Raw genomic sequence first — 26,090 nt, 5'->3', positions numbered from 1 at the left:
CAATTCTAAAGTCCATACCCATTTTAGCAGCACCTATCATCAATGCATTTGCCATGTTATTTCTTCCATCACCAGCATATACAAATGAAATGTCACTTAATGGTTTGTCAAAGTGTTCTTTTATAGTTAGAAAATCTGCAAGAATTTGTGTTGGATGATCTTCTGTTGTTAAGCCATTCCATACAGGTACTCCTGCATATTTAGCTAAATCTTCAACAACATCTTGACCATATCCTCTATATTCTATTCCATCATACATTCTTCCAAGAACTCTTGCAGTATCCGCTACAGATTCTTTCTTACCAATTTGAGTTCCTGTAGGTCCAAGATATGTTACATGTGCTCCTTGATCTAGTGCACCTACTTCAAAAGCACATCTTGTTCTTGTAGAACTCTTTTCAAATATTAGCGCGATGTTTTTACCTTTTAAGTTCTGCTGTTCTGTACCTGCATATTTAGCTTTTTTTAAATCCTTAGCTAAATCTAAAAAGTAGTTTATTTCCTTTGGAGTAAAGTCCATCAAAGTTAAAAAGTTTCTGTTTCTTAAGTTAAACATAATAAATTCCTCCTAATATTTTTATTTATATTTTATCGTTGTTAGTATTATAAGTTATCTCTATTTAGTGGCATACTCATACATCTTGGACCGCCTCGTCCTCTTGATAATTCAGCACTTGGCATTGTTATAACCGTTATACCACGTTTTGATAAAATTTCATTTGTAATATAATTTCGTTCATAAGTTATAACCTTTCCTGGTGCAATAGCTAGAGTATTTGATCCATCATTCCATTGTTCTCTTGCAGCTACTATAGAGTCGCCTCCACCGCATCTTATTAATTCAATTGAAGGTAGATTTAAGGCATCTTTTAATACATTTTCTAATGTATCTTTTTCTTGTTTAATATTTAATTCGCCGTTAAGACCTTTTCTAATTTCAAAAACATTAAGCGGTCCTTCTATCTCTGGATGTATTGTAAATTTATCATAATCAACCATAGTAAATACAGTATCAAGATGCATAAATGCTCTGCTAGATGGAATTTCTAATACTAATACTTTTTCAAAAGAAGTATGTTTTGCAAACAAATTTTTTGCTACTACCTCTATAGCCTCAGGTGATGTTCTTTGACTACAACCTATTGCAAGAGTTGTGGCAGATAATACAAGCTCATCTCCACCTTCGATATTATTAGGAAGGTTTCTATCATACCAAAGTGGCACTTCATTTTGTTTAAAAGATTTATGATATTTATGAATAAATTCTAAAAACAAGGTTTCACGACGTCTTGCCTCTGTTTGCATAGTATTTATGGTAATACCATTTCCAATTGAAGCACCTGGATCCCTAGTAAAATAAAGATTAGGCATAGGATCTAAGTAGAATGGATATTGGTTTCCTATTAATCCTCTTAGAGAATGCATTTCCTTAACTTCAATTTCATTTTTTCTAACTCCAGCCATAAGTGTATCAATCATATCTCTTGTAGGCTTTGACATTAAATATTCATAAAGAGCTTTATATATTTCTTTATTACTAATGTGACTTTCTTGTAAAAACTGCTGTAAGAATATTTCTTTTACTTTATTATCTTCCAAAGCCTCTGTAGCAAGTTCTTCTAAATAAAGAACCTCTACATCATTTTCTTTTAAAAGCTTTGCAAATATATCGTGCTCTTTTCTCGCTACCTCTAAATAAGGAATATCATCAAAAAGCAATCTTGCAAGAAGTTCCGGTGTTAAATTTTCTATTTCTCTACCTGGTCTGTGTAACATTACTTTATTAAGTTTTCCTATTTCCGAAGTTACATTTATAAATGGTTCCATATGTTTTATCCCCCTATCGTTTCTCTTAATGTCTTCATTATAAAGTTTTCGATTTCATAATGAAACCTCCTTATTATACGGTTATCTTTAATATATCTTGTCTATTAAGTCTCATACTCATTTATAACTCCACTTATATCTTAAGCTTCATTTTGCACAGTAATTCTATGTATGTTACTACTTGAAAATTCAAATTAATAGATTAATTGTATATATATTCACAATATTCTAATTTATAATGTATAACATGAAAAATAGGGCATAAACATGCATAAAAGTTTTTTTTGGTTCTTTATGCCTACAAATGTATAATAATACTCAAACTAAATTCATATTACTTATGTGCTATTATTCTCATACTTATATTTATGCACTTATACTCTTTTTTCCCAATAATAATCACTGAAATCGTTGACAAAATCAGTATTGTTAACATTTTATTCATAATATTTAAATCTAAAAATCAGGAAAAATTTAATATAAAAAAATAATTCATTTTATATATTGAATTATTCTTAAATATCGTTAAAGTTACCTAAAAAAAATGATTTCTGTATTATACAGAAATCATTTTTCACTTTATAATTACTTATTTATAGTATTCTATTCTCCATTAATTCATACATATTACTGTTCCCGCAACTTCATTTATTGCATCTTTAGCTTTTTCAAGGGATGTTATAATTGCTTTTCTGCCCTCTTTTGCTTCGACAAAGATAAGAGCTGCTTTTATTTTGGGAAGCATAGAACCCGGTGCGAACTGTCCTTCTTCTATATATTTTTTAGCTTCATCTACAGTTATTCTTGAAAGATTCTTTTGATTTGGTTTACCAAAGTTAATAGCAACCTGCTCAACTGCTGTAAGTACAACAAGAAGATCAGCATCTATTAACTCCGCTATTTTGCAAGAAGCGAAATCTTTATCAATTACTGCTGGTACTCCCTTAAGGCTACCATTACCTGTGTCAATTACAGGTATACCTCCTCCACCAACAGTTATAACAATATGTCCAGCCTCAACTAATGTTTTAATAATAGGTTCTTCAACAATGTCAATTGGCAGTGGCGATGCCACAACCCTTCTCCAGCCTCTATTAGAATCCTCCTTCATTGTATATCCTTTTTCAGCCATTAATTTATTAGCCTGCTCCTGCGTAAAGAATGAACCTACTGGCTTAGTTGGATTCATAAAACCTGGATCATTTGCATCTACTATTACCTGAGTAATCACTGTAGCAACTTCTTTATTTATTCCTCTTCTTCTCATAACTGCCCTAATGCTTTGTTGTAGATGATAACCTATATAACCTTGACTCATAGCTCCACATTCAGGGAAAGGCATTACTGGACTATTTTCATTTATAGATGCTGAGGCTTCATATGTAGCCACAATTTGGCCTACTTGTGGTCCATTGCCATGTGCAACAATTATCTCATGACCCTCTTCAATTAAATCTACAATAGTCTCTGAAGTTTGCCCAGCTGTCACTAACTGTGCCTCTGCTGTAGTATCCTTAGGATTTGCTTGAAGTGCATTTCCACCAAGTGCTATCACTATTCTTGACATATTCAATCCTCCTTCTATATTATATGATTCATTTTAGTCTAATCTCCAAGTGTAGCAACCATAACTGCTTTTATTGTATGCATTCTATTTTCTGCTTCATCAAACACAATAGAATGTTCACTTTCAAATACTTCATCTGTAACTTCTAAACCTTTAAGACCATATTTTTCAAATATTTCTTTTCCTACAATAGTCTTTAAATCATGGAATGCTGGTAAACAGTGCATGAATTTAACATTTTTATTTCCTGTTAATTTTAGCATTTCCATATTTACCTGATATGGCTTCAAAATTTTAATTCTTTCTGCCCAAACTTCATCTGCCTCTCCCATTGATACCCATACATCTGTGTAGATTACATCTGCATCTTTAACACCTTTTGCTACAATATCTGTTAGTGTAATCTTTGCTCCTGTTTCTTTTGCAACTTCATTACATTTCCTTACTAATTCATCTTCTGGGAAAAGGTGCTTTGGAGATACAATTCTAAAGTCCATACCCATTTTTGCTGCACCAATCATCAATGCATTTGCCATATTATTGCGTCCATCACCAGTATATACAAATACAATGCTACTTAATGGCTTATCAAAATGTTCTTTTATAGTTAAAAAATCCGCAAGAATTTGTGTTGGATGATCCTCAGTTGTCAAGCCGTTCCATACAGGCACGCCTGCATATTTAGCTAGTTCTTCAACTACTTCTTGACCATAGCCTCTATACTCTATTCCATCATACATTCTTCCAAGAACTCTTGCTGTATCTGCAACAGATTCCTTTTTACCAATTTGTGTTCCTGTAGGTCCAAGGTAAGTTACATGTGCTCCTTGATCTAGAGCACCTACTTCAAAAGCACATCTTGTTCTCGTTGAATTTTTTTCAAATATTAGAGCAATGTTTTTACCTTTTAATTTTTGCCTTTCTGTGCCTGCATACTTAGCTTTTTTTAGGTCCATAGCTAAATCTAAAAAGTAATTTATTTCCTTTGGAGTAAAGTCCATCAAAGTTAAAAAGTTTCTGTTTCTTAAATTAAACATAATAAATTCCTCCTAATATTTTTATTTATATTATTTTTATAATAAAATATCTTACTTTACTTTTATTATAAAACTTTAGTATCCTTTGTATTAGTATTATTCATCTTTTTAGAGAAGTATTTAAACGAAACATATAATATTATTATTGTTGGAACCCCTGTAATAACGGCTATTTTTTCTGTTGGATCAAATACCATGGCAACTACTATTATGCCATATAATACAAGCGCTAAAATTGGAGTTACTGGATAAAATGGCGTTCTATATTTTAAATCCTCAACCTTATTTCCTTCTGATATATAACGTTTTCGAAATCGCATTTGACATATACAATCTATTGAATAAATGAATATATCGATGCTTGCGAGAAGAGAGATTAAGAAAAGATAAACTGTATCCGCTGCTATAAAACTAGAAACTATTGCAAATGATGCAAACGCAATAGAAATAGCAAGTGAATATATTGGAACTTTATTCTTATTTAGTTTTGCTAATATCTTTGGAGCTTGTTTATGCTTTGCAAGAGACCACAAGGTCCTTGTACTTGCATATAAAAAACCATTTGCTGACGAAAGTGCTGATGTAACAACAATTATATTGACTATTAGTGCAGCTGAACTTATGCCGGCGCTTTTAAACATATAAGCAAAAGGACTACCTGCAAGGTTTGCTTCTCTCCAAGGAAGAACACACCCAATTAAAATAACACATACTACATAAATTAATGTTATAGAAATTACATATCCTTTTATGGCTTTTGGCATTTCAACTCCAGGATTTTTACTCTCACCTGCTGCAGTTGCAATAAGGTCTGATCCACCAAATGCAAAAATAGCAGATAACATACATACTACAATCGCTTTAAACCCATTTGGAAATGCTCCTCCATCATTTACAAAATTCGTGAACCCAATTGATTTTCCTCCGATAACTCCTGTCATAATTCCAATTCCTACAATAACAAAGAGAGCTACAGCAATAATCTTAACACTTGCAAACCAGAATTCTGTTTCTCCATAGTTCCTTGCAGGAAGTACATTAAGTAGAATTAATAAAATAGTAAAGACAACAATCCAAACTAGTGAACTTACAGTAGGAAATATATTTTTCATTATAATCGCTGAAGCAACTAATTGAGCTGTAACTGTAACCGCACAACTTATCCACTTCATCCAACCAGATGTAAATCCTATTGCTGGACTAATAAATTCTGTTGCATAAGCTTGCACATTACCTGAAACTGGCATTGCCACTGTTAATTCTCCAAGACATGACATCATTAGATACATAATTAATGCGCCAATCAAATATGCAACTACCGCACCCCCAGGTCCCGCATTGTGTATAACATAACCTGAAGCTAAAAATATGCCAGTACCTATTGTTGAACCAAGTGTGTACATTTGAATGTGTCTACTTGATAAACTACGTTCAAGTCCTTTAGATTTATCAAGTACCTCTTTTATTTCATTGTTATTTGATCCCATTCTACATTCCCCCTTTATTTAATACTGTGGTAAGCATGTAAATTTAAAATCTAAACCTTGTTTCTAAGTCAATTAAGTAATCGTTTTCTTATTCTTTTATTATAAAAGCATACTTTCAAAAACATTCAATTTACATCAATAAAAATAATTAAGATTATAAATATTTTTATTTATAATCTTAATTATTTTTTAAAACATGTTCAATTACACCAGCAATTAATCTTGGTGTTTGTTTTGTTACATCCTTCGTAAAGACTCTTTCTGTAAACTTATGCAGATCTTTTCCATATGGACCTATATTTATACTTGGAATAGCTAATTGTTTTATAGTTTCGAAAGGAATATCATACATGTCTTTCCAAAGTGGCATATTAAATTCTATATGTGGTATTATGTTCTCACTTTCATTCAAAGCTGCATAACTCATGTCAGAAATACCCATGAAATAGTTTTTCTTACAATAAGTTTCATAACACACTTCCTTTGCAATACGAACTACATCATTGCCAATATCTAATACATTATTATCTAACTCTTTAAAATCATTAATCGATATATGAGGATAATAAGGTGGAGAAAACGCTATAACCACCATTGGTGTTTTATCTTTAATATATTCTAGTGTTTTACCGATTAGAGCCATATTACTCTCAGGCATACTAATGATATTGTTTTTTATATCTGTCTTTAATTTATCAATAGTTACCCGATAATCTAAAAGAAATTTTTCTCCAGATTGTTCAATAGCGTCATTATATATTTGTGAAAAGGTTTTAACATTCGTCTTCCAAGGAAGCTTATGTTCATCCTCGTTTTTCTTATTTAGATATTCACTGTAGTTTTTATTCATTTTGAATATAACATTTTCAAATGCTTCTTTAGAAATTTCAAGTAATTGCTCAAGTATTATCTTTGGTGTTCGCTTAAGGGTTAGGACACTAAAATATCCACCGGCCGAATCAGGTATAGAAGCATCATAACATTTTTTACCATCTCTAAAATAGTTCCAAGAAGGTGGTGGTGATACTTCATTCTCTACAACATCCGAGAAATCCGAATTAAGTTCTGTTTTACTTGCAATTTGCGATAATAAAAAGAGCGGATTAAATCCTTGAAAAATGTCACCAATATGAGTTTTTTTACCCCTTACATACACTACTGGCATTAATTTTCCAACAGATCCTGTATAAAAAACACCTTCATTATTTTCCGTTTTCTGATGCGGCTCTGAATCAATCAAAATAGTATATTCCAAATCAAATTTTTTTTTGATTTTTTCTAATAGCTCTGCGCTACTTCTCATTCCTAGTGATAATGATTCCTCATCCGCAACCGATATAAACAGAATATTACCATTAAATTTTTGTTGCTTTGAAAACGCTTCAACAAGTGATAACTGAATTGCAATACCTGCCTTCATGTCTGCAGCTCCTCTTGCGAAAATCCACTCACCACTTTTTAGATCATCTTCAATATCCCTTTCTAATTCAACATCTTTGAGCATTTCTCTAAGTAATTCAGGACGATAAGCATAAGCTTTTAGAGTTTGATAATCATAAGCATCTACAACGTCATGATGATTAAGAAGAATAGCTGTTTTCCTCCCAACTCCTTTAATTAACCCCCATACGTCTACTCGTTCTAATGAATCGTTCTTAAGTGGATAACTTCCCAAGTTATTTATATTACTTTTAAAATAATCTAATTTTTGTAGCCAATCATATATATATTTTTCAACATCTTTCTCAAGTGTGGTTCCTGTATCACTTCGCACAGAAATCAATTCTACTAGTGTATCTTTTATTTTTTTTTCAGAGTCTTCCATTAGAACGCTCATCGTGTATAACACCTCCAAAACAATAATTATTTTCTAATTTATTTCACTATTAAGTAAAATCCCTTCAAAAAATTTATTTATAGAAATTTTACCTCTTGTGTTTTTTATACCTTTTATGTGATCCATTTCAGCTTTAACACTTGAAAAATTAAAAAGGACATTTGAATAAGTACAAAAAGTTTCATTCATTGTATCTTCAATCCCTAAGTTTGCTATATTCTCCATTCCATCTTTTATTGCTCTTCTAATTCTTTGTTTTACAACCTCTGGATTTTCTCCAAAACAAGCAAATAATTTTTCTAAATCACATTCAAAAAATGATTTATTGTTTTCAATAAGGTATTTACAAATTTTAATTATATCTGTCGTTCCTTTTTCACCAAGCATTCCTAGTATACTTAAAATGTGTTTTATTTCCTTTAAACTATCATTAATATCATTACCCGGTTTTGTAGAACCTTTTAGCATCTTTTTAATGTTAGCGAGCGTTATCTGCATATCTATTTTTTCTGCAACTTTTAAAATTACTTTTTCTACTTCTATTTTATTTATAGGCTTTTTTATAAAAAATTCTATGCCTGATTTGTATGAATCTGCAACAAGTGCACTATCTAAGACCTGAGATATCATGATAAAACAAATATCTGGTCTTAATTTTTTGAGCCCACGCACAAGAGTATTTCCATCCATTTTAGGCATAAGAAGATCTACGAGAACAATGTCAGGATTTAATAAAAGTATTTGATTAAACCCCGTTTCCCCATCATTCGCGCTACCAATAACTTCAAATAAATTATTCTCTTCTATTATATTTGTAAGTATTCTCACTATACTTATATCATCATCAACAATATAGTATCTCACTTTAGAACCCCTTCCATATTATCTTCTTTTATTTTTATAGTAAATTCAGTTCCTTTTCCTAAAGTAGACTGTACCTCTATGGTACCCCCAAAGACATCATTAACAATTCCTTTAACATGTGCAAGTCCTATCCCCCTACAAATATCACCAGTTCGTGTATTAAATTTAGTTGAAAATCCAGGATTAAATATAAATTCAATATCTTTCTCTTTTATGCCTTTCCCATTATCAGATACAACAAAAATACAGTCATATTGGCTCCTCTTAATTAAAACTTTAATATATCCATTTTTCATTTTATCCATAGCTTCTATACTATTATAAATAAGGTTTCGCAATATACAAACTATATAAAAATGCTCTACTACATTGAAATTATCCTCTAGCTTAAATTCTAAGTACACGTTAAATTTATTTGTTTTTATATATTCCAATACATCAATTTTAATAATGTTTACAATATCTTTAATATTCATTAAAGCCGTATCCACTTCTAACCTATCTGTTTTTTTACCAACCATCTCTTCTAACCCTTTTATAACACTTATATAATCTTTTTTTATTTCGTGAACATCTTTTGCTATATCAAGTGAAAGATCTTTTAACTGCAACGGATAACTTTGCTCAGATATGATTTTATAAAGTGAATAGGCTTTTTTCATAACACCTTCGATATCTGCATTGTTTTTGTTCATAAAATATATTTCACTTTTCACACTTGAAGTCATTAAGATTAATCTTCTATATCTTTTTTCATGTTCTTCCCTAATCAATAAGAACTTATAATACTTAAGTAAAAATATTATACATATCATAATTACAGATCTTGTAAATGCTATTATTGCTAAATCTTGAAACATGATATAAGTATATCTTTTAAAATGGAGCATAACACTTATTTCTATTACATTTGAAATGAAATCACAAAAAAACACTGAAATAAATAAGTCAGTAAGTCCAGTCTTTTTCTTTCTCCAATAGAATAGATAAAATAAAATGCCATAGGAAAAATAAAATAAAACATCTGCACCTATAAATCCAATTGTAGTATGCAAATTACCAGTACCAAAATATAAAAACACACCCCTATAAAGTGGAGAAATAATTCCAGTAACAAAGAGAATTTCTATCGGATTAAATTCTTTATAAAAATAAAGGAAAACAGGCAATATAACAACAGATAAGGTTACTATAAAACCTGGAACAAAAAAATTAATATTAATTTGAGATGCTAGGGCAACACCTATTGCAATAATAAAAATAGATTTTATTCTCTTCAGTTTATTAAACATTTGTTCAACCATCATTTTTCTTAGTTTTCATAATATTTTTCTCCCTACAATTCTATATTTAAAATCTATCATGTAACCTATGTAATTCTTTATCATATCTGAATGTATAATAATAAATTCAGAGGGAAATTCACCTCCCTCTGAATTTATTTTGTTATAGAATATAAAACTTTAAACAGAAATTTTACCCATAGCTGCTGCTATTATCATAATAATTGCTACTATAATCATAGCTACCATAGCCAACTTTTCTTTATGAGTAATTGCTTCATTTTTTTCTTTTTTAGCTTTTAAATAAAAGCCTATACCTATTGCATAAATTACAACAGCTAACCCTAAGTATCCAATTCCTACTGCGTATATAACGTAAACTGAATAAATACCTGCAATTATTGCTATAATTTTTTCTTTAATATGTCCGCCTTCTTCTTTATATACTTTATATGCAAACATAGATGATAATAAGTATGGGATTAAAATATTAGTTGTACACATATGAGTTGCTACATAATAAGCCTTTTGCAATGCTGGTGATAACATAGCTAAAAGTCCTATTTGCGTTGCAAGCATTGAAAATAAAAGAGCATTTGTAGGTACATTTTTACTGTTATTCTTTTTAAACCACTTAGGCATTAACCCATCTTGCTCTGCTGGAACATATAGAATTTCTGTTGTTAGTAAAAGCCAGCAAAGGAGTGCTCCTATAAGTGAAATTAGTATTCCAACTTTAACAATCATGGCCCCCGCACTTCCCAGTGCAGTTTGTGCTAAAACAGCTGCCAATGGTGTTTGTGCTGCAACTAAAGCTTTAGCTGGAAGAATACCCATTGATAATATAGATATTGATACATAAAGTGTTGCCGTTATTATAAGTGAAATTATTGTCCCTTTACCAACTAGTATTTGTGATTCTGCTCTTTGAGACAAAACCACTAAGCCTTCAACACCAACAAAGCACCATAAAATTGTTCCCATTGCTCCGCTTATTTGTTTCCCTAAATTAACATGGTCTCCACTTGATGCTAAAACTGTCTGCCAATTATCTACATTAAATATACCTAATTTAAACGCTGAAAATCCAAATATAATAACTAAAACTAATGGTATAACTTTTCCAATTGTAACTACTAAATTCAGTATACCGGCTTGCCTTATACCCCGCCTTATTACAAAATAGTATGACCACAAAAGGATAGATGCAAAAATAAATGATAAAATAGGGGGCATTGAATATCCTTCCCCCATTAAACTATTTATGGTCTTAAAAATTAAAACAACAAAAGCAATATTTCCAAGGAAAGAACTTGTAAAGTAACCCCAAGCTGAATTAAAACCTACAAAGTCACCATATCCTTCTTTTGCATAGGAATAAATTCCTCCTTGTAATTCAGGTTTTTTATTTGAAAGTAAGTAAAACACCAACCCTAGCATAACTACGCCAAAAACTCCAATACCCCATGAAATGAGAACTGCCATTGGATTTGTTGTTGATATTAGGTCCGTTGGGCTATTAAAAATACCTGATGCAATCATAGTACCAATGCCTAAAGCAACAAGTAGCCCAAGGCCTAATTTTTTATTATCTTCTTCCATTATAAAAAACTCCCCCTTAATATTTATTTATTCTACTTACTTTACTAAATCTCTAACATCACCTATTATAGCTCTTGGAACTGGTAAATCAAGCATTGTTTTAAGTCCCGGCTGCGAATTCATTACAAGTGGAATCATATTAACACATATAGCTATTGTAGCAATCCCGCCTGGTATTTCTGGTTTTATTTGGAGGTTCAAGTTTGGAACTCCCTTAATTATAATATAATCACCAGTATCAACATTCTCAAGTTCTGGTCTTATCTGTTGAGGATGCTCCATTGTAGCAAATACTTTGTCTCCTAAATTTGCATATCCCAATTGACTACATCCAGCAACTTCTCCAGGTTTCACCGAAACTATATCTGTGCTACGTGGTACAGTTGTAACAATTGGTGATTTTTCTTGTCTAATATTATTGAACTTGATATTAAATGCTTCTTCAAACATTCCAAAAGATTGTAAAAATCCAACGTGTCCATCCACTGTATTGTCTTTAACTCCTTGTATAAATTGTTCTGGTTTTAAGCCAATGCCTTGTTCAACCATAACTGCTTTACCAAAACAGGCTAAATCATTAATTCTAGTAGCCTTTATACTATCAACTGTATCACAAACTCCTGTAAGCATTATAGCAACTAAATCCATTATATATCCAGGGTTTACTCCTGTTCCTAATATTGAAATCTTATTTTCTTTAGCTATTTTATCCATATCATCTGATAATTTTGGATCCATTGCTCTTGGGTATGACATTTCTTCAGCTGTTGTTACGATATCCATTCCAGCTTCTGCTGCCATTTTTATTAATGGAAATACAACTTTTGTAAAGGAAGCTGTTGCCATAAGACAAACATCTGCAAAACTCTTCTTTATAACATCCTGCGAATTTTTTGTAACGATGCAAGAATTATCTTCATTTGCTTTTACACCTAATACTTCATATAGTTTTTTTCCAACCTTATTTGGATCCATATCAATAGCTCCCACAATAGTAAATCCTTTTTTGCTGAGTACCATTTTAGCGATACCGCTTCCCATTGAACCTAATCCCCAAACCACAACTCTTATTTTATTTTTCATAATATGTTCCTCCTTAAAATTTTAATTTCATTCCATATAATACAAACTAATTTTTATTTATTATAATACTTTTCAACATATGGCGAAGTCATTGATGCTAGTAAACATCCATAATCTATTTTAAACTGTACTATACTTCCCACAAATAATTGTTTTTTACTATCCGTCACATCTAAAATCAGATGATCACTACTTGCACCAAATATACTTAGGTCATTGTCTAAAGGAGTTAACCCTTCTACTCTTATATCTTGTCTTCCTAATGCTACAATAGCTCTTTTTCTTATTCCTTTATCTTCAAAAGAAGGTATATTTCCAAATGCGTCCATACCTATAGTGCCAGTTGGCACCGTTGGTTTGCTCTTTATTTCAATTATTTCAGCTCTAAGTATAAAAGCATCATCATAGCAATTAAGTATTGGTTTCCCAAAAGAAGTTTCTCTACCTAAAACTATTGCTTCTCCTATTCGAAGCTGATTAATTTCTTTTGGCATAGTATCATTAATTACCATATATAAACTACTAGAATTTCCTCCTGAAATTACAGATAATTTTAAATCAAATATTTTTTCTATTTGTAATTTTAAATTTATAAGCTTCCCTAAGTTTTCACTATCCGGAATTATTCCACCATAACAAGTAACATTGGTGCCTAGTCCTATTAGCTTAATATTATCTAATTTTACTATCTTACTGACAATGGAAACTACATCATCAACTAATACTCCCTCTCGCAAATCTCCTAAATCTACCATCAGTATTATATTATGAATTTTATTTAATTCTTTTGCAGCTTTTGATAAAGAAACAATTGTGTCTATTTCTGAGTTTAAACTACAATCACTATACATCACAACTTCATAAACTTCACTTATCATTGGAATTCTAAGTAACATTTTTTTACAATTTAAATCTTTCATCTTTTTTAAATTTAGGATTCTAGAATCCGCAACCTGCGTGACTCCAGCTTCAAGTATAGCTTCTACAATAGGTATCTTCGCACAATATACTTTAGTTACCACGGCAACATCTATATGTTTTTTATTACATATTGCTAGTATTGTTTTTATATTGTGAGTCAATTTTTTAAGATCCACTTCCATACAAGGATATTTTTTTCCCATATAGATACTCTCCTTATTTTAAACTTAACTCAAATCTATCTTCATTAATTTTCATATCCTTTGTTATCCCTAAACTTTGAACTAAAAGTGCTTTTGCAACCTCTTTATTTTCTCTACTTAACACTCCTGCACATGCCATAATATAGTTTTTATCTATTAATACTTTAGCACCCTTTTTAGGTAACATTGTAACTTCATCCTTTAAGTACCTTATTTTCAAAAGTAAATCTTCTCCCCTGGTAAGCCTTGTAAGTGCGCCTCCGGTGCCTATTATATATTTAACCTCAGATAAATCCTTACCATAGGCTACAAACCCACTGTCACCATCATATTTTCTTTTTATAAATCCAACATGTCTATCTACTGCAACAGATATAGCTTTCTTCGTTAGCAGTCTACTTGCAAATACGTCATCTTTATCTTTTGGTATAGGCTTTATATGCTCTCTTATATACTCAGTACTAAATTCACCCAAATCCCTATCATCAAGTAAATCGATTACATTTTTACTATTAATAAAAACTCCAAGATCTCCTTCTACAGTCCTTTTAGCCTTTGGTTCAGGATTTATTAGCATATCTAAAACTGCACTACTTCCATCTGTAACCGAATGTACATCTGTGGTAGCGCCTCCCACATCAAGAACTACTAAATCCCCAATAATGTCATATAAAACTTTTGAACTTTCCATAACTGCTCCTGGAGTTGGCATTATGCTTCCATTTACCATTTCTTTTATTTTACTCATTCCCGGTGCTTTTACAATGTTTTTTTCAAAGGCTTCTTGTATTATTTTCCTTGCAGGTTCCACATTTAGCATATCTACACTTGGGTAAACATTATCTATTAGATAAATCTCCTGCCCTTCAAATATTTCTTTTATTTCTTCTCTATTTTCGCTGTTTCCACAGTAGACAATAGGAATACTAAATTTTTCAGCACTTATAAGTTCTGCATTATAAAGAGCTGTTTCCCTCTCACCATAATCTGTACCGCCTGCAATCATTATCATATTAGGATTTATATCATGTATCCTGTTTAAATCACTCTTTCTCATTTTCCCAGCAGTAACCATTTTTATGATGCCACCAGCGCCAAGAGCTGCTTCCTTTGCCGCCTTAACAGTCATATGCTCCATAAGCCCATGAACAGTTATTCTAAGCCCACCTGCAGCACTAGAAGTCGCTAGCATCTTTTTCCATGTAATTGGTTCATGTATTTGATTTTCAATATCTTTAACTGCATTTTTGAGTCCTATAGTTACATCACCATCTGTTACCGTAGTACAGCTGTTACCTTGAAAAGGTATGTCTACAAAAACCTTTCCAGTCTCATCATAACATACGTTAAATGCTGTAACCAGAGTCGTGGTGCTACCTATTTCAGCAACAAGATAATCTACCTTCACAAGCAATCACACTCCTTTTACTCTTCCTCTTCTTCATTATTAGGTAAACCCATTAACCTTTTAATTATGAATGATGCAACAGAGGTTCCGTTTGATCCACGTCCAAAACCAACATCCATTCCGTTTGCTTTAGCTATTTCATCAGTTACTTGAGTTCCACCTGAAACAAGTATAATCTTATCTCTTACTCCCTTTTCTATACAAAGATCACTAAGTTTTTTCATGTTCTTTGTATGAACATCGTTATGACTAATTATTGTACTACAGAGTATAGCTTGAGCTTTTGACTCTATAGCCGCATCTACAAGTTTTTCTATTGGACATGAGGTTCCAAGGAAAATTGCTTCTATACCGAATTTTTCAACTCCACCATGTTTAATATCAATAACTTCACGAACTCCAACTGAATGTTCATCTTCCCCAACAGTTGCTGCAACAACCTTTATTGGATGCTGTTTTACATAATCTTTCATTTGTTGATCTGATAGTGATTTTCTTCTCTTTGGAAGAACTAACTCATCACGTTTTATAGGTGTAAAATCACATACTCCTTTTATTTCAACGAGAGTTCCTTCAGCCTTTTGTAACACTTGTTTATGAACAATTTCTACATTTTTCAAATTCATTCTCTTTCCCATCTCAAGAGCTGCAGCTTCACTAATCTGTTCATTTTCTGGTATACATAAAGTGATTTTTACATACCCATCTTTAGCCCATTGAACCTCGGGAACCACAGTTCCATCTTCTTTAACTTTTTCCATTCTCTTAAATACATTATCATTATCATCTAATTCATCAATGTATATAATTTTGGAATGATTACACAATGTACATCCATCAATAGCATCACAAGGTTTTTTATACTCTTTTGGAACATTATTGTATCCAAAATGACCACAAACTGGTGCAAAATAATCCGCCTCTCTCTTAACTATTGTTCCAACTGCATCTCCACCTAAAATCTTTCTTGCAATACCGTCATCATTTCTTTCTGGGTACTGGCCTGAATCAATAAAAAATCCAGAATCTACAGCTTTAAAGTATCCACCTACATCGATTATTTCTTCAAAGAATAAAACAGCTCTTTCTTGAATTTCTCTTGCCTTTTCTCTTAGATATCCAGTTTTCTTAAGTTCTATCATATCCATTAATCCATCCATACCTATAAATGCCTGTTTAGCTGTGTTTATGGCATGAATATTATTATAATGCCAAGGAACATTACGTCCTTCATCAGGGGTTATTGTACTTTGAATATCTGCTGATGTTAACTCCGATATTAAAAGATTCAAAGTATGTCCTACTGTAGCTTCCCTTTCACAGGATTCTATATATTTAGTATTCATTTGAGCTCTCATTTTATATTTTTTGAAAAACTCCCTTAGAGCAACTGCATAAGGTAAGTCATATCTCATACAAGGCGCTGGTGCTGATGTTGGCGGTACTGTTGATAAAGCAATATTTTCTGGTTTCATTCCAACGAGCTCAGAAAAGCAAGAATTTATAGCATGTTGCACCATAAGCTCTGGCATTACCTTATAGCCCTTCATAGCTGTTGCATTTGCATTATGTGCACCATCTATTTGAAGCATTCCAACATGTGCCATGATGCCTTTTGCAACTGCGGCATCAACGAAAGATCTAACCATATTAATATTTCTATAAAGTACATTGTATTGTGGATCTTGATGAGCTCCATTAACTCCTTCTTCTGCAAACATAACTGCTACATCTGGACCTGCAACACCAGATACATAAGAATGGAAATTAATCTTTCTTCCTACTTCTTCTTCTATTAAATCTATAGCTTTTCTTGTTGCTCTAATTTCTTTCCTAGTTATTGGTACCCCACCAAATCCTTCAGGGGTTCCTTCGAGTAACCCATCAAAATGACTTTGTCCCATTGTTCTAATAACCATCAAATGATCCGCACCGTGCCATGCTGCCATTCTCATTCTTCTTATATCATCTTCAAATCTACCTGAAGCAATTTCTGTGGTAATAGTTGCTCTTGGTTGTGGATCTATATTCCCAAAACTCCTTGCTGCTGGAAGAGGTTGACTCTTCTTTAAAGGTGCCGATATTTCATGATATGTGAATTCACCAATCTTTCCATTTTCATTTTTTTCTCTCCAGTGCCAGCCTCTCCATTTAGGTTCATACTTATCTAAATCCTTTAATATCTCTTCTACATTAAGTTTTGTATTTTCTTCTAGTTTTTCCTGCATTAGTTGTCACTTCCTTTCATTTTTTCAGATACGACATCCCAGCCTATTCCTTTAGAAAGTTCCACTCCTGCTTTAATATAATCCATATCTTTAAGCTTTGCATAAGTTAAAATCACATTTCCTATACCCTTACCAAGTAGGTTCCATTTAGTTCCATAAGATATTATAGGCTGAGCTTGTAAACTAGAAAAGCCCATTCTAAGTACTACAGAACGTTCAATTGCTGGAGATGTATGATTATACGCTAAATCCACCATTGGTTTTACAACTTGATTGGTAAGACTCCAAAACTTGTCATATAACTGATCATTCGTCAATTTTTTTAAATGTTCTCTTCTTACTTCGAAATCATCTTCTCTTTTCATAAATTAAACTCCCCCTAACATATTTCTATATCATGTTGTTTTAATATTTCTACTATTTTTTCTTTGGACATTTTTGTTTCCAAAGACAAATATTCAATATCAACCTGCTCCGCTTTGTTCTCACCTAATTTCTTAATTATATTTTTCATATATGATTTTTTTAACCCTTCCATACTAACATCAGTGACTTTTACCTTTGATGGATGAGACGGAATTACTATATTCTTACCTGGTATTTGTTCCTCTGGATTACCAACATAAACTTTAATTCCATTATCTTTAGCAAAATTAAGTTGAGGTAATATATGTTTGCCTGCTCCTGTATATTCAGTCTCTTGAACAACTATAATAGCATCATCATCGTATTCCTGAGCAATTGCAAACGCAGCTACTAGTGAAATATTCCCCGCTGGTCCTCGTTCGAGTCCTTCAAGTTGTGCTAATACTTCAGTCATCCAAAATACATCACCTTGAGTAGTTGTTACATATCTATCCAAATATCTTAATGGTCTAGCGGAACTTCTAGGTACATCTGACCTATCAGGATTGGTCATAAACGGAATCCCAAATCCTGTATGTCCGGTAGTAAACGATTTCTTATTGAAATCTATATCTGATGCCATGTGTAATCCTGAAAGATCAACAGAAGCTCCTACTATCTTTGTATCCACTGCACCAGCTCTTATAAGTCCTCTTGCAGTACCAGTAGTATTACCACCACCTGCCTGAGTTATAATAACAGCATCAGGATCTTTTCCTAATTTTTCTCTACACTGCTCAGCTATTTCATATCCTAAAGTTTCAATTCCAGCTACTCCATAAGATGAATATAGTGAAGCATTGTAATAACCAGTATCTTCAAGAATTTTTAGATAAGTATAAAATAATTCAGGACCTACAGAAAGCCTAACAACCTCTGCTCCAAATCCTTCGCACTTTCTTCCTTTTTCTAATATTTCTGGTTGTCCTACTTTTCTTGAATCATAACATTCGTTTGCAATTATACATTTAAGGCCACGTATATTTGCTTGAGATGCAACTGCAGCTCCATAATTACCTGAAGTAGCTGCTCCTACGCCCTTGTACCCTCTCTTCATTGCATCAAATACAGATACGCACGCTCTTCTATCTTTAAAACTTCCAGATGGGTTGCAGCTCTCATCTTTAATAAATATTCTAGCTGCATGTCCAGTCTTTGATACCTTTCTTGCTAGTTTTGTTATATTTCTTAATTCTAGAAGTGGAGTATCTCCTACTCCCACCTCTCTTTGAATTTTTTTAACTTCTTCAAAAGAATATTCAACATCACTCATCAAAGCTTCATAATCAAATGAAATTTTGCCAGTTTCATATTTGCTATAATCTATTCCTATAGATTTTAAAATTATATCATTCTTTCTAGCCATAAGCTCTTCATATTTATTCATGTTGTAAAACCTCCTATTAAACCTAGATTTAAAGTCATTATTTTACTGAGATATCATCTCTCTAGCTTGCTTTCCTATATTACTTATTTCTTCAACATATTTACCATATGTATGGTAATATCCTGGCTCTATTTGAACAACTATTCCTTTAGCAATTCTACCTACATTAGTTTCAACTTGTACCTCATTTCCTAATTCACAATCACTAAGACAATTTCCTCGTATCCAGCATTTAAGCGGAGTTTTCTTTGTCTCATCTGGAATATTTGCAGCTCTATCCTTTGGTTCTAAAACGATTTCTTCTACTTCAACCCAGGTGCCTTTTTTAATCATAATTTTTACCTCCAAAATCGAAATTATTATTAAATTACTTTATTAACATTCTTACTTTACTAATAGCAATTACCATGCCAAATAAAAACACATGTATTTAAGCCATTGCTTAAATACATGTGTTTTAAACATGCAAAATATTCTGCATATTTTATTATAATAAAAAATTTTAAACTAATAATTCCCAGCAGCTTCAATCTCTTCTAAACTTAATTAGGCCTGCAAAATATTTTGCATGATTAGCAAATAATTTTGCATGTTTTTCTGATTTTATACTATTTTATATGTTTTTATTTTATATTGAAGATTTTGTCTTGAAATACTAAGCTCTCTAGCAGTTTTACTAACATTAAAATTATTCTTTTTTAATATTTTTTTTATTATATTTTTTTCAATATTAATCATGTAACCTTCTAAATCAAATTTATCATCTGATTTTGACAAAACATCACAAGAATTTTTGTTGTTTTCATATATAATTTTAGAATCAAAATAATTTTCCGTTAAAATCGAATTATTGTCTGCCATATTCATCGCAGATTCAATAACATTTGTTAATTCACGAATATTTCCCGGCCAATTGTACTCTTTAAGTTTTATCATCATATTATCATCTATACCTTTTATATTTTTACCTAAAATTCTATTATATTTTTCAATTAGTTTTTTTACAAATAAAATAATATCCTCTTTTCTTTCTCTTAGTGGAGGAATATCTATTCTCAGTACACTTAACCTATAATAAAAATCTTTTCTTAGTTTACCACTTTCTATAAGTTTTTGTGGCTCCTCATTTAATGTGGCTATTATTCTTACATCTATATATATACTTTTAGTGCTTCCAATAGGTCTTATATAACCATCTTGAAGTACTCTTAGAAGTTTAGATTGAAGATATGGTTCTAGTGAATTAACTTCATCAAGCAAAATGGTTCCATGATTTGCTTCTTCAAACAATCCTTTTTTATTTTCAGCTCCAGTAAAACTTCCCTTTTCTGTACCAAAAAGCATTCCTTCTAACAATAAAGCAGGAATAGCTGCACAATTTATAGGTATAAATGGCTTATCTTTCCTAATACCACAATAGTGAATACTTTGAGAAAAAACTTCTTTTCCTGAACCAGTTTCAGCATATAATAATACAGATGAACTTGACATACTAGCCTTTTGGGCTTTCTCTATAATATTTTTCATAACAGGATTCTCACCATAAATATCGCTAAAAATATAATGTGTATTAAGCTTTTTATCTAAATTTTGTAATTTACAAATATTTTCAGTTAACTCTTTTAATTGAGTCATGTCTTTAGCTATTTCAATCACTGCAGTAACTTTATTTTCTAAAGTTACTGGAATAGTAGTATTTATCGTCGTCACTTTTTTCTTGTATCCATTACCATAATGTTGTATTAAATCTACAATCTTTTCACCAGACTTTAATACATTCATAAGTGTAGACTCATCATCTTTTACATCCTCTAGATACTCATTAACCTTTTTACCTATGACTTCTATAGGCTCTACACCTTCTACCTTTCCCATAACACTATTGTAGTAAATAGTTCTGCCTTCACAGTCTATTACATGAATTCCTTCCTCCAAATTTTCTAATAAACAACCTAATATATTCTCTGCATTTGGAAATTCATTATCCATATTTTAGCTTTAGTGAGCATCGTATTATAAGTATACAAACACACTAAATACTCACTTCCTTTCTGAAACATCTCAAAACTTTCTTTTTTAATAAACATTTTTTATTTATCTTGAATTTTATATGTAAAGCATATCATACAAATTATAGAAATGATATATTCAATTGAAGTTATACAAAAAATAAAAATGAATTTCATCCCTTAATATACGATGAAATCCACTTTACTAAAAATACTCTTACCTTACTGAAAATTTATATATTGTTTCATTCTCATAATTTTGTTTTGCTTTAAGTATTGGTGACTCAAAGTTCTCAGTATTAATTGCATTAGGAAAATACTGTGTTTCAAAACATAAAGCATCTCTTTTATTATATGTTGTCCCACCTTTTCCCAGTTCTTGCCCTGTTAGAAAGTTTGCTGTATAAAACTGTACTCCTGGTTTAGTTGTATAAACTTCCATAACACGTCCACTTTTTTCATCATAAGCTTCAGCTGCCTTTTCAAGTTTTTTACCAGTATTATTAATTATATAGTTATGATCATATCCATTACCAAATACAATTTGTTCATAACTACTTGAAATATTTTCTCCAACATATGTTAATTTTCTAAAATCCATTGGTGTATTTGCAACATCTATTATTTCACCGGTAGGTATAGAATTTTTATTGTTCCTTGTGAATTTATCAGCATTAATCATAACCTGATGTTTTAAAATATCTCCTGAGCCCTGACCCGAGAGGTTAAAATAAGAATGATTAGTAAGATTCACTATAGTATCCTTATCAGAAATAGCCTTATACTCTATTTTTAATTCATTATCCTCGGAAACTGTAAACTTAACAGATACATTAAGATTGCCTGGGTATCCTTCCTCTCCATCAACACTAAGGTAAGACAATTCTACACTATTATCAGTATCTTTTGATCCTATTTTTTCTTCCCATACTTTTTTATCAAATCCTACTACTCCACCATGTATATGATTTTCGCCTTCATTTTTAGCTAAATTATATTTATTTCCATTGATTTCAAAACTAGCAGTTCCTATTCTATTTGCTACTCGGCCAATCGTTGCTCCAAAGAAATAGTTATACTTTCTATAATCTTCTAATTTATCATAACCTAAAACTACATCATCAAAGGTGCCATTCTTTCCTTGAACCTTTAATGACACTAATGTCCCTCCGTAATTACTAACCTGCGCAACCATACCCTTTGAATTTTTGATAGTAAAAAGATATACTTCCTTACCATCTACTATTCCGAAATTTGTTTTTATACTCATAATTCACTCTTCCTTTCTTAAATATTATCTGTTAATCATAATAACTTATCATATTTCTTTGTACAACCTAATTTATTTCTATTATATACCATGTAACTATTGTAATGATATACCATAATATAAATATTGCATTTATATTATTTTTTTACTTGTAAAAAATATTTCTTGCATGGTCATTAAAGCTGCACCTAATATTGATGCATTTTCTTTTAATTTTGAAAATGATAAAGTACATTCTTCTTTAATATAAAAACTATTTTCCTCAAAAACCTTCTTCATCAAAGACTCCTTAAAATACTCTTCATAGTAGGCAATTTTCCCTCCTATTATAATTTCCTCAGGATCTGTTATTAAAATGATATTTTTAATTCCTTCTGCAAGATAATCAATGTAATTATCTAGTATTTTGTTTGCTTTTTCATTTGTTTTCGTGAGTTTAAAAAATTCTTTTAAATTTTTGTCCTCTGCATTAAATTCTTTATTGTACTTGTTTATTAGTGCTTTTTCAGATGCATATAGTTCCCAACATCCTTTTTTACCACAATTACATAGCTCTCCATCTTTTACTATAGTCATATGTCCAAACTCACCAGCATGCTTATTGCTTCCCTTGTAAAGATTATCATTTATCATTATTCCCGTGCCTATTCCCTCTGTAATAGATACAAAAACTAAGTTTTTTATAACTTTATCAGGATTTATAAATGTTTCAGCATAAGCTGCTGCATTGGCTTCATTTTCCATGAAAAGTTTATAACCATATAATCTTTCATATTTTTTAAAATCTATATTATTTAATTTAAGATTTGGTGCATTCACCAAAAGTAGCTCTTCTTCATTTACAGTACCTGGAAGTGAAAAACCTACTCCAATTACCTTGTCCTTTGGTATATTAAAACTATCAACTAATTCGTCTATACACCTTTTGATTTTATCCATTACTATATCTATACTTTCAATGTCTTGTGATAATTTAAATTCCTTTTCTTTAATTATTTCTAGCTTAAAGTTAATTAATGCGATTCTTATTTTGCTAGGGGTTACACAAACTCCAAATGAGTATCTAGCATCAGATAAAAATCTTACAATAATCGGCTTTCTTCCCCCGGTAGATTCTGCTACTCCTGCCTCATCCAAGTAACCCTCTTCTATAAGCTCATTTACATTACTAATTACTGTAGGTATGCTTATATGAAGTTCTTTTGATATTTGTTGTTTTGTAATTTGACCTTTTTTATACAAAAGCTGTATTATATTCTTCTTGTTTATTTGTTTAATAGTTTCTTGATCTAGAATCTTAAACTTTTTCAAAACATCACCCATCCTGCCTAGTTTTCTAGTGAATTCAACTTACTTAGTTCTTTAAATTTGTCTTTTAAGCATCCATAAAGTGAAGCATAAACCTTATATGTTTTATCATATTTATCAACATCTTTTGCTATTGGCGTTATAGTATCTGTTATCTTAATTAATGAATTGCAAGCATCATCAACATTATCATAAAGTCCACAACCTACCGCAGCCAATATTGCTGCTCCATATGCAGGTCCTTCCTTTGAATTTATAGAACTAACTTTTAAATTAAATACACTTGCCAATATTTGCTTCCAAAGTGTACTCTTTGAACCACCGCCACTTACTCTTACTTCTTTCACATCTACGCCCATGCTCTTTAAAATTTCTAAAGAATCGCGAAGTCCAAAACATACTCCTTCAAGAATAGAACGGGTCATATCACCCCTGGTATGTGTTATATTCAAACCTATAAATGCCCCTTTTGCATCAGGATCACTATAAGGTGTCCTCTCTCCCATAAGATATGGTAGATAAATTATACCTTTAGAGCCAGCAGTTGAATTCTCAGCCTCTGTTAGTAAAGATTCAAAAGAATTCTCTTTAGTATCTAAATTTATATTATCATTCCACCACTGTAAACATGATGCTGCTGAAAGCATAACTCCCATTTGATGATATCTACCATTTGCATGACAAAATGAATGCAATCTATTCTTTTTATCTACTGAAAACTTTTTGTCACAAGCAAATACCACTCCAGAAGTACCGAGTGCCACAGAAACTACACCACTATCAACAGTACCAGTACCAACGGCACCAGCTGCTTGGTCTCCAGCCCCTGCAACCACTAGTGTTTCCTCGGAAAGGCCTGTAACCTTTGCAGCCTCTTCACATACTCTTCCCGTTACTTGATAGGATTCAAATACTTTAGGTAAAAGTTTTTCATCTATTTCTAAAATATTCAACATTTCCTTAGACCATTTTCTGTTTTTAACATCAAGCATTAATGTTCCTGATGCATCAGATACATCTGTTGCAAACAAACCTGTAAGTTTAAATCTTATGTAATCTTTTGGCAACATCATTTTAGCAATTTTATTATATATATCAGGTTTATGTTTTTTAACCCATAATACTTTAGGTGCAGTAAAACCTGTTAGTGCCATATTTGCTGTATATTTGGAAAGTTTATCCTGACCTATAACATTGTTTAGATAATCACATTCTTCTTGCGTTCTTTGGTCACACCATAAAATTGCAGGCATTAATACCTTATTATCTTTATCTAAAAGCACTAAACCATGCATTTGTCCGCTAAATCCTATTCCCTTTATTTCATCGGCTTTTAAGCCACTTAGCTTAATAATCTCTTTAATGCCCTCTTTTGTACCCTCCCACCAATCATCTGGATTTTGCTCTGCCCATCCTATATGTGGATAGCTAATTTCAAAATCTCTAGTCGTTGTTTTTACTACTTTACCGCTCTCATCCATAATTATAATTTTCACTGAAGAAGTGCCTAAGTCAATTCCTAAAAAATACATATTATACCCCCTGTTCATTATTTATTATTTATTTACATCACCTTAATAAGCTATTTTTTTAATATACCTTAATGATTTTAGTCTATTTTACATTTATATCTATATTGTAATCGTTTTACTAAACTTTTTCAAGTGGTTTTAAAAAGCTTTTAAAAATAAATATATATTATGACGCCTTACTAATTTCTTATAATTGGATGCCACACTAATACCGTAGTACCTTCACCATAAACACTATGATACTCTAATCCAAACTCTTCACCATATGTCAATTTTATCTTTTCATTTACATTGAAAATTCCATATCCAATTATATCTTTTGAGTTAGTTTTACCCCTTAGCATTTCATTTATTTTCAATAGTTTTTCATCCACCATGCCTATTCCATTATCTTGTATGATAAAACATATTTTATCATTTTTAATCATACCCTTTATTTCAATAAATCCACTACCTCTTTTTTCTTTAATACCATGATAAATTGCATTTTCTACAATTGGCTACAATATTAATTTTATTACATTTAAATCTAATATTTCTTTCTGAATATTAATTTCATAATTAAGCTTATCCTCATACCTTATTTTTTGAATTAATAAATAACTTTCAACATGCTTAATTTCTTGAGATATCTTAATATTCTCCTCACCAGCGCTTAATCCAATTCTTAAAAGATTAGTTAAATTATAAGTTATATTAACTATATCCTGAGCATCATGCTCTTGAGCCATCCATTGAATTGTGTCTAAAGTGTTATAAATAAAGTGTGGTTTTATTTGAGCATGCAATATACTTATTTCAGCCTTTCTCTTCTTTTTTCCTTCCATTTCTA

The 26,090-nt window shown here is 31.3% G+C and carries 21 protein-coding genes and 1 pseudogene; all 22 read right to left on the bottom strand.

The genetic code is table 11. The features are described from left to right. Positions 1-556, bottom strand: a pseudogene (locus tag Q0649_RS14630) (ornithine carbamoyltransferase subunit F); the annotation flags it as partial. A gap of 47 nt (positions 557-603) precedes the next feature. Continuing rightward, positions 604-1,827 carry an arginine deiminase gene (gene arcA / locus Q0649_RS14625; protein ID WP_298843554.1) on the bottom strand — a complete coding sequence of 408 codons (1,224 nt, stop codon included), beginning with the start codon at positions 1,825-1,827 and terminating at the stop codon, positions 604-606. A gap of 613 nt (positions 1,828-2,440) precedes the next feature. After that, positions 2,441-3,394, bottom strand: a complete 954-nt coding sequence (arcC, locus tag Q0649_RS14620) for a carbamate kinase (RefSeq protein ID WP_298843551.1) — start codon at positions 3,392-3,394, stop codon at positions 2,441-2,443. Positions 3,395-3,432: 38 nt separating this feature from the next. Continuing rightward, the gene (argF, locus tag Q0649_RS14615; protein ID WP_367179392.1) at positions 3,433-4,431 is read right to left on the bottom strand and encodes an ornithine carbamoyltransferase; all 999 of its coding nucleotides are present in this window, start codon (positions 4,429-4,431) and stop codon (positions 3,433-3,435) included. Positions 4,432-4,496: 65 nt separating this feature from the next. After that, positions 4,497-5,918, bottom strand: a complete 1,422-nt coding sequence (locus Q0649_RS14610) for an amino acid permease (RefSeq protein WP_298843549.1) — start codon at positions 5,916-5,918, stop codon at positions 4,497-4,499. Between the two features lie 178 nt (positions 5,919-6,096). Then, positions 6,097-7,755 (bottom strand): M20/M25/M40 family metallo-hydrolase, encoded by a 1,659-nt coding sequence (locus Q0649_RS14605; protein WP_298843546.1) that lies wholly within the window; start codon positions 7,753-7,755, stop codon positions 6,097-6,099. A 33-nt stretch (positions 7,756-7,788) separates the two neighbouring features. After that, positions 7,789-8,619, bottom strand: coding sequence for a DNA-binding domain-containing protein (locus Q0649_RS14600; RefSeq protein ID WP_298843543.1), 831 nt, complete (start codon positions 8,617-8,619; stop codon positions 7,789-7,791). Further along, complete coding sequence (locus Q0649_RS14595) at positions 8,616-9,911, bottom strand: ATP-binding protein (protein ID WP_298843541.1); 1,296 nt, start codon at positions 9,909-9,911, stop codon at positions 8,616-8,618. The genes Q0649_RS14600 and Q0649_RS14595 overlap by 4 nt, the downstream gene beginning before the upstream one ends. A 171-nt stretch (positions 9,912-10,082) precedes the next feature. Then, complete coding sequence (locus tag Q0649_RS14590; protein ID WP_298843538.1) at positions 10,083-11,504, bottom strand: amino acid permease; 1,422 nt, start codon at positions 11,502-11,504, stop codon at positions 10,083-10,085. A gap of 36 nt (positions 11,505-11,540) precedes the next feature. Beyond that, entirely contained in the window at positions 11,541-12,587 is a 1,047-nt protein-coding gene (gene ord / locus Q0649_RS14585) for a 2,4-diaminopentanoate dehydrogenase (RefSeq protein ID WP_298843536.1), read from the bottom strand. 53 nt (positions 12,588-12,640) lie between these two features. Continuing rightward, on the bottom strand, positions 12,641-13,711 hold the full coding sequence (gene orr, locus Q0649_RS14580) for an ornithine racemase Orr (RefSeq protein ID WP_298843531.1): 1,071 nt from the start codon (positions 13,709-13,711) through the stop codon (positions 12,641-12,643). Between the two features lie 13 nt (positions 13,712-13,724). After that, the gene (locus tag Q0649_RS14575) at positions 13,725-15,119 is read right to left on the bottom strand and encodes a GlmL-related ornithine degradation protein (RefSeq protein WP_298843529.1); all 1,395 of its coding nucleotides are present in this window, start codon (positions 15,117-15,119) and stop codon (positions 13,725-13,727) included. A gap of 17 nt (positions 15,120-15,136) precedes the next feature. Continuing rightward, a complete protein-coding gene (gene oraE / locus Q0649_RS14570; RefSeq protein WP_298843527.1) occupies positions 15,137-17,347 on the bottom strand; it encodes a D-ornithine 4,5-aminomutase subunit OraE in 2,211 nt (736 codons plus the stop codon). Further along, a complete protein-coding gene (locus Q0649_RS14565; protein WP_298843525.1) occupies positions 17,347-17,712 on the bottom strand; it encodes an ornithine aminomutase subunit alpha in 366 nt (121 codons plus the stop codon). The genes oraE and Q0649_RS14565 overlap by 1 nt, the downstream gene beginning before the upstream one ends. Before the next feature lie 14 nt (positions 17,713-17,726). Further along, a complete protein-coding gene (gene ortB / locus Q0649_RS14560) occupies positions 17,727-19,139 on the bottom strand; it encodes a 2-amino-4-oxopentanoate thiolase subunit OrtB (RefSeq protein WP_298843523.1) in 1,413 nt (470 codons plus the stop codon). Positions 19,140-19,181: 42 nt separating this feature from the next. Next, entirely contained in the window at positions 19,182-19,472 is a 291-nt protein-coding gene (gene ortA / locus Q0649_RS14555; protein ID WP_298843521.1) for a 2-amino-4-oxopentanoate thiolase subunit OrtA, read from the bottom strand. 270 nt (positions 19,473-19,742) lie between these two features. After that, complete coding sequence (locus Q0649_RS14550; protein ID WP_298843516.1) at positions 19,743-21,128, bottom strand: sigma-54-dependent Fis family transcriptional regulator; 1,386 nt, start codon at positions 21,126-21,128, stop codon at positions 19,743-19,745. Between the two features lie 237 nt (positions 21,129-21,365). Next, entirely contained in the window at positions 21,366-22,418 is a 1,053-nt protein-coding gene (locus Q0649_RS14545; RefSeq protein ID WP_298843513.1) for an aldose epimerase family protein, read from the bottom strand. A gap of 132 nt (positions 22,419-22,550) precedes the next feature. Continuing rightward, the gene (locus Q0649_RS14540) at positions 22,551-23,729 is read right to left on the bottom strand and encodes an ROK family transcriptional regulator (RefSeq protein WP_298843510.1); all 1,179 of its coding nucleotides are present in this window, start codon (positions 23,727-23,729) and stop codon (positions 22,551-22,553) included. Positions 23,730-23,746: 17 nt separating this feature from the next. Beyond that, a complete protein-coding gene (xylB, locus tag Q0649_RS14535) occupies positions 23,747-25,258 on the bottom strand; it encodes a xylulokinase (RefSeq protein ID WP_298843507.1) in 1,512 nt (503 codons plus the stop codon). Positions 25,259-25,437: 179 nt separating this feature from the next. Then, complete coding sequence (locus tag Q0649_RS14530; RefSeq protein ID WP_298843559.1) at positions 25,438-25,695, bottom strand: sensor histidine kinase; 258 nt, start codon at positions 25,693-25,695, stop codon at positions 25,438-25,440. A 63-nt stretch (positions 25,696-25,758) separates the two neighbouring features. Further along, the gene (locus Q0649_RS14525) at positions 25,759-26,085 is read right to left on the bottom strand and encodes a sensor histidine kinase (RefSeq protein ID WP_298843505.1); all 327 of its coding nucleotides are present in this window, start codon (positions 26,083-26,085) and stop codon (positions 25,759-25,761) included. Positions 26,086-26,090 lie beyond the last annotated feature (5 nt).

The sequence above is a fragment of the uncultured Clostridium sp. genome (assembly GCF_937920395.1).
Taxonomy (GTDB): domain Bacteria; phylum Bacillota; class Clostridia; order Clostridiales; family Clostridiaceae; genus Clostridium_AD.
Note: the sequence above shows the minus strand (reverse complement) of the source record. Positions and strands in the feature narration are given on the sequence as shown.

Excerpts from the sequence above, each read along its gene's own strand:
- arcA (WP_298843554.1), bottom strand. The coding sequence starts at position 1,827 with ATGGAACCATTTATAAATGTAACTTCGGAAATAGGAAAACTTAATAAA.
- arcC (WP_298843551.1), bottom strand. The coding sequence starts at position 3,394 with ATGTCAAGAATAGTGATAGCACTTGGTGGAAATGCACTTCAAGCAAAT.
- argF (WP_367179392.1), bottom strand. The coding sequence starts at position 4,431 with ATGTTTAATTTAAGAAACAGAAACTTTTTAACTTTGATGGACTTTACT.
- Q0649_RS14610 (WP_298843549.1), bottom strand. The coding sequence starts at position 5,918 with ATGGGATCAAATAACAATGAAATAAAAGAGGTACTTGATAAATCTAAA.
- Q0649_RS14605 (WP_298843546.1), bottom strand. The coding sequence starts at position 7,755 with ATGAGCGTTCTAATGGAAGACTCTGAAAAAAAAATAAAAGATACACTA.
- Q0649_RS14595 (WP_298843541.1), bottom strand. The coding sequence starts at position 9,911 with ATGTTTAATAAACTGAAGAGAATAAAATCTATTTTTATTATTGCAATA.
- Q0649_RS14590 (WP_298843538.1), bottom strand. The coding sequence starts at position 11,504 with ATGGAAGAAGATAATAAAAAATTAGGCCTTGGGCTACTTGTTGCTTTA.
- ord (WP_298843536.1), bottom strand. The coding sequence starts at position 12,587 with ATGAAAAATAAAATAAGAGTTGTGGTTTGGGGATTAGGTTCAATGGGA.
- orr (WP_298843531.1), bottom strand. The coding sequence starts at position 13,711 with ATGGGAAAAAAATATCCTTGTATGGAAGTGGATCTTAAAAAATTGACT.
- oraE (WP_298843527.1), bottom strand. The coding sequence starts at position 17,347 with ATGCAGGAAAAACTAGAAGAAAATACAAAACTTAATGTAGAAGAGATA.
- Q0649_RS14565 (WP_298843525.1), bottom strand. The coding sequence starts at position 17,712 with ATGAAAAGAGAAGATGATTTCGAAGTAAGAAGAGAACATTTAAAAAAA.
- ortB (WP_298843523.1), bottom strand. The coding sequence starts at position 19,139 with ATGAATAAATATGAAGAGCTTATGGCTAGAAAGAATGATATAATTTTA.
- ortA (WP_298843521.1), bottom strand. The coding sequence starts at position 19,472 with ATGATTAAAAAAGGCACCTGGGTTGAAGTAGAAGAAATCGTTTTAGAA.
- Q0649_RS14550 (WP_298843516.1), bottom strand. The coding sequence starts at position 21,128 with ATGGATAATGAATTTCCAAATGCAGAGAATATATTAGGTTGTTTATTA.
- Q0649_RS14545 (WP_298843513.1), bottom strand. The coding sequence starts at position 22,418 with ATGAGTATAAAAACAAATTTCGGAATAGTAGATGGTAAGGAAGTATAT.
- xylB (WP_298843507.1), bottom strand. The coding sequence starts at position 25,258 with ATGTATTTTTTAGGAATTGACTTAGGCACTTCTTCAGTGAAAATTATA.
- Q0649_RS14525 (WP_298843505.1), bottom strand. The coding sequence starts at position 26,085 with ATGGAAGGAAAAAAGAAGAGAAAGGCTGAAATAAGTATATTGCATGCT.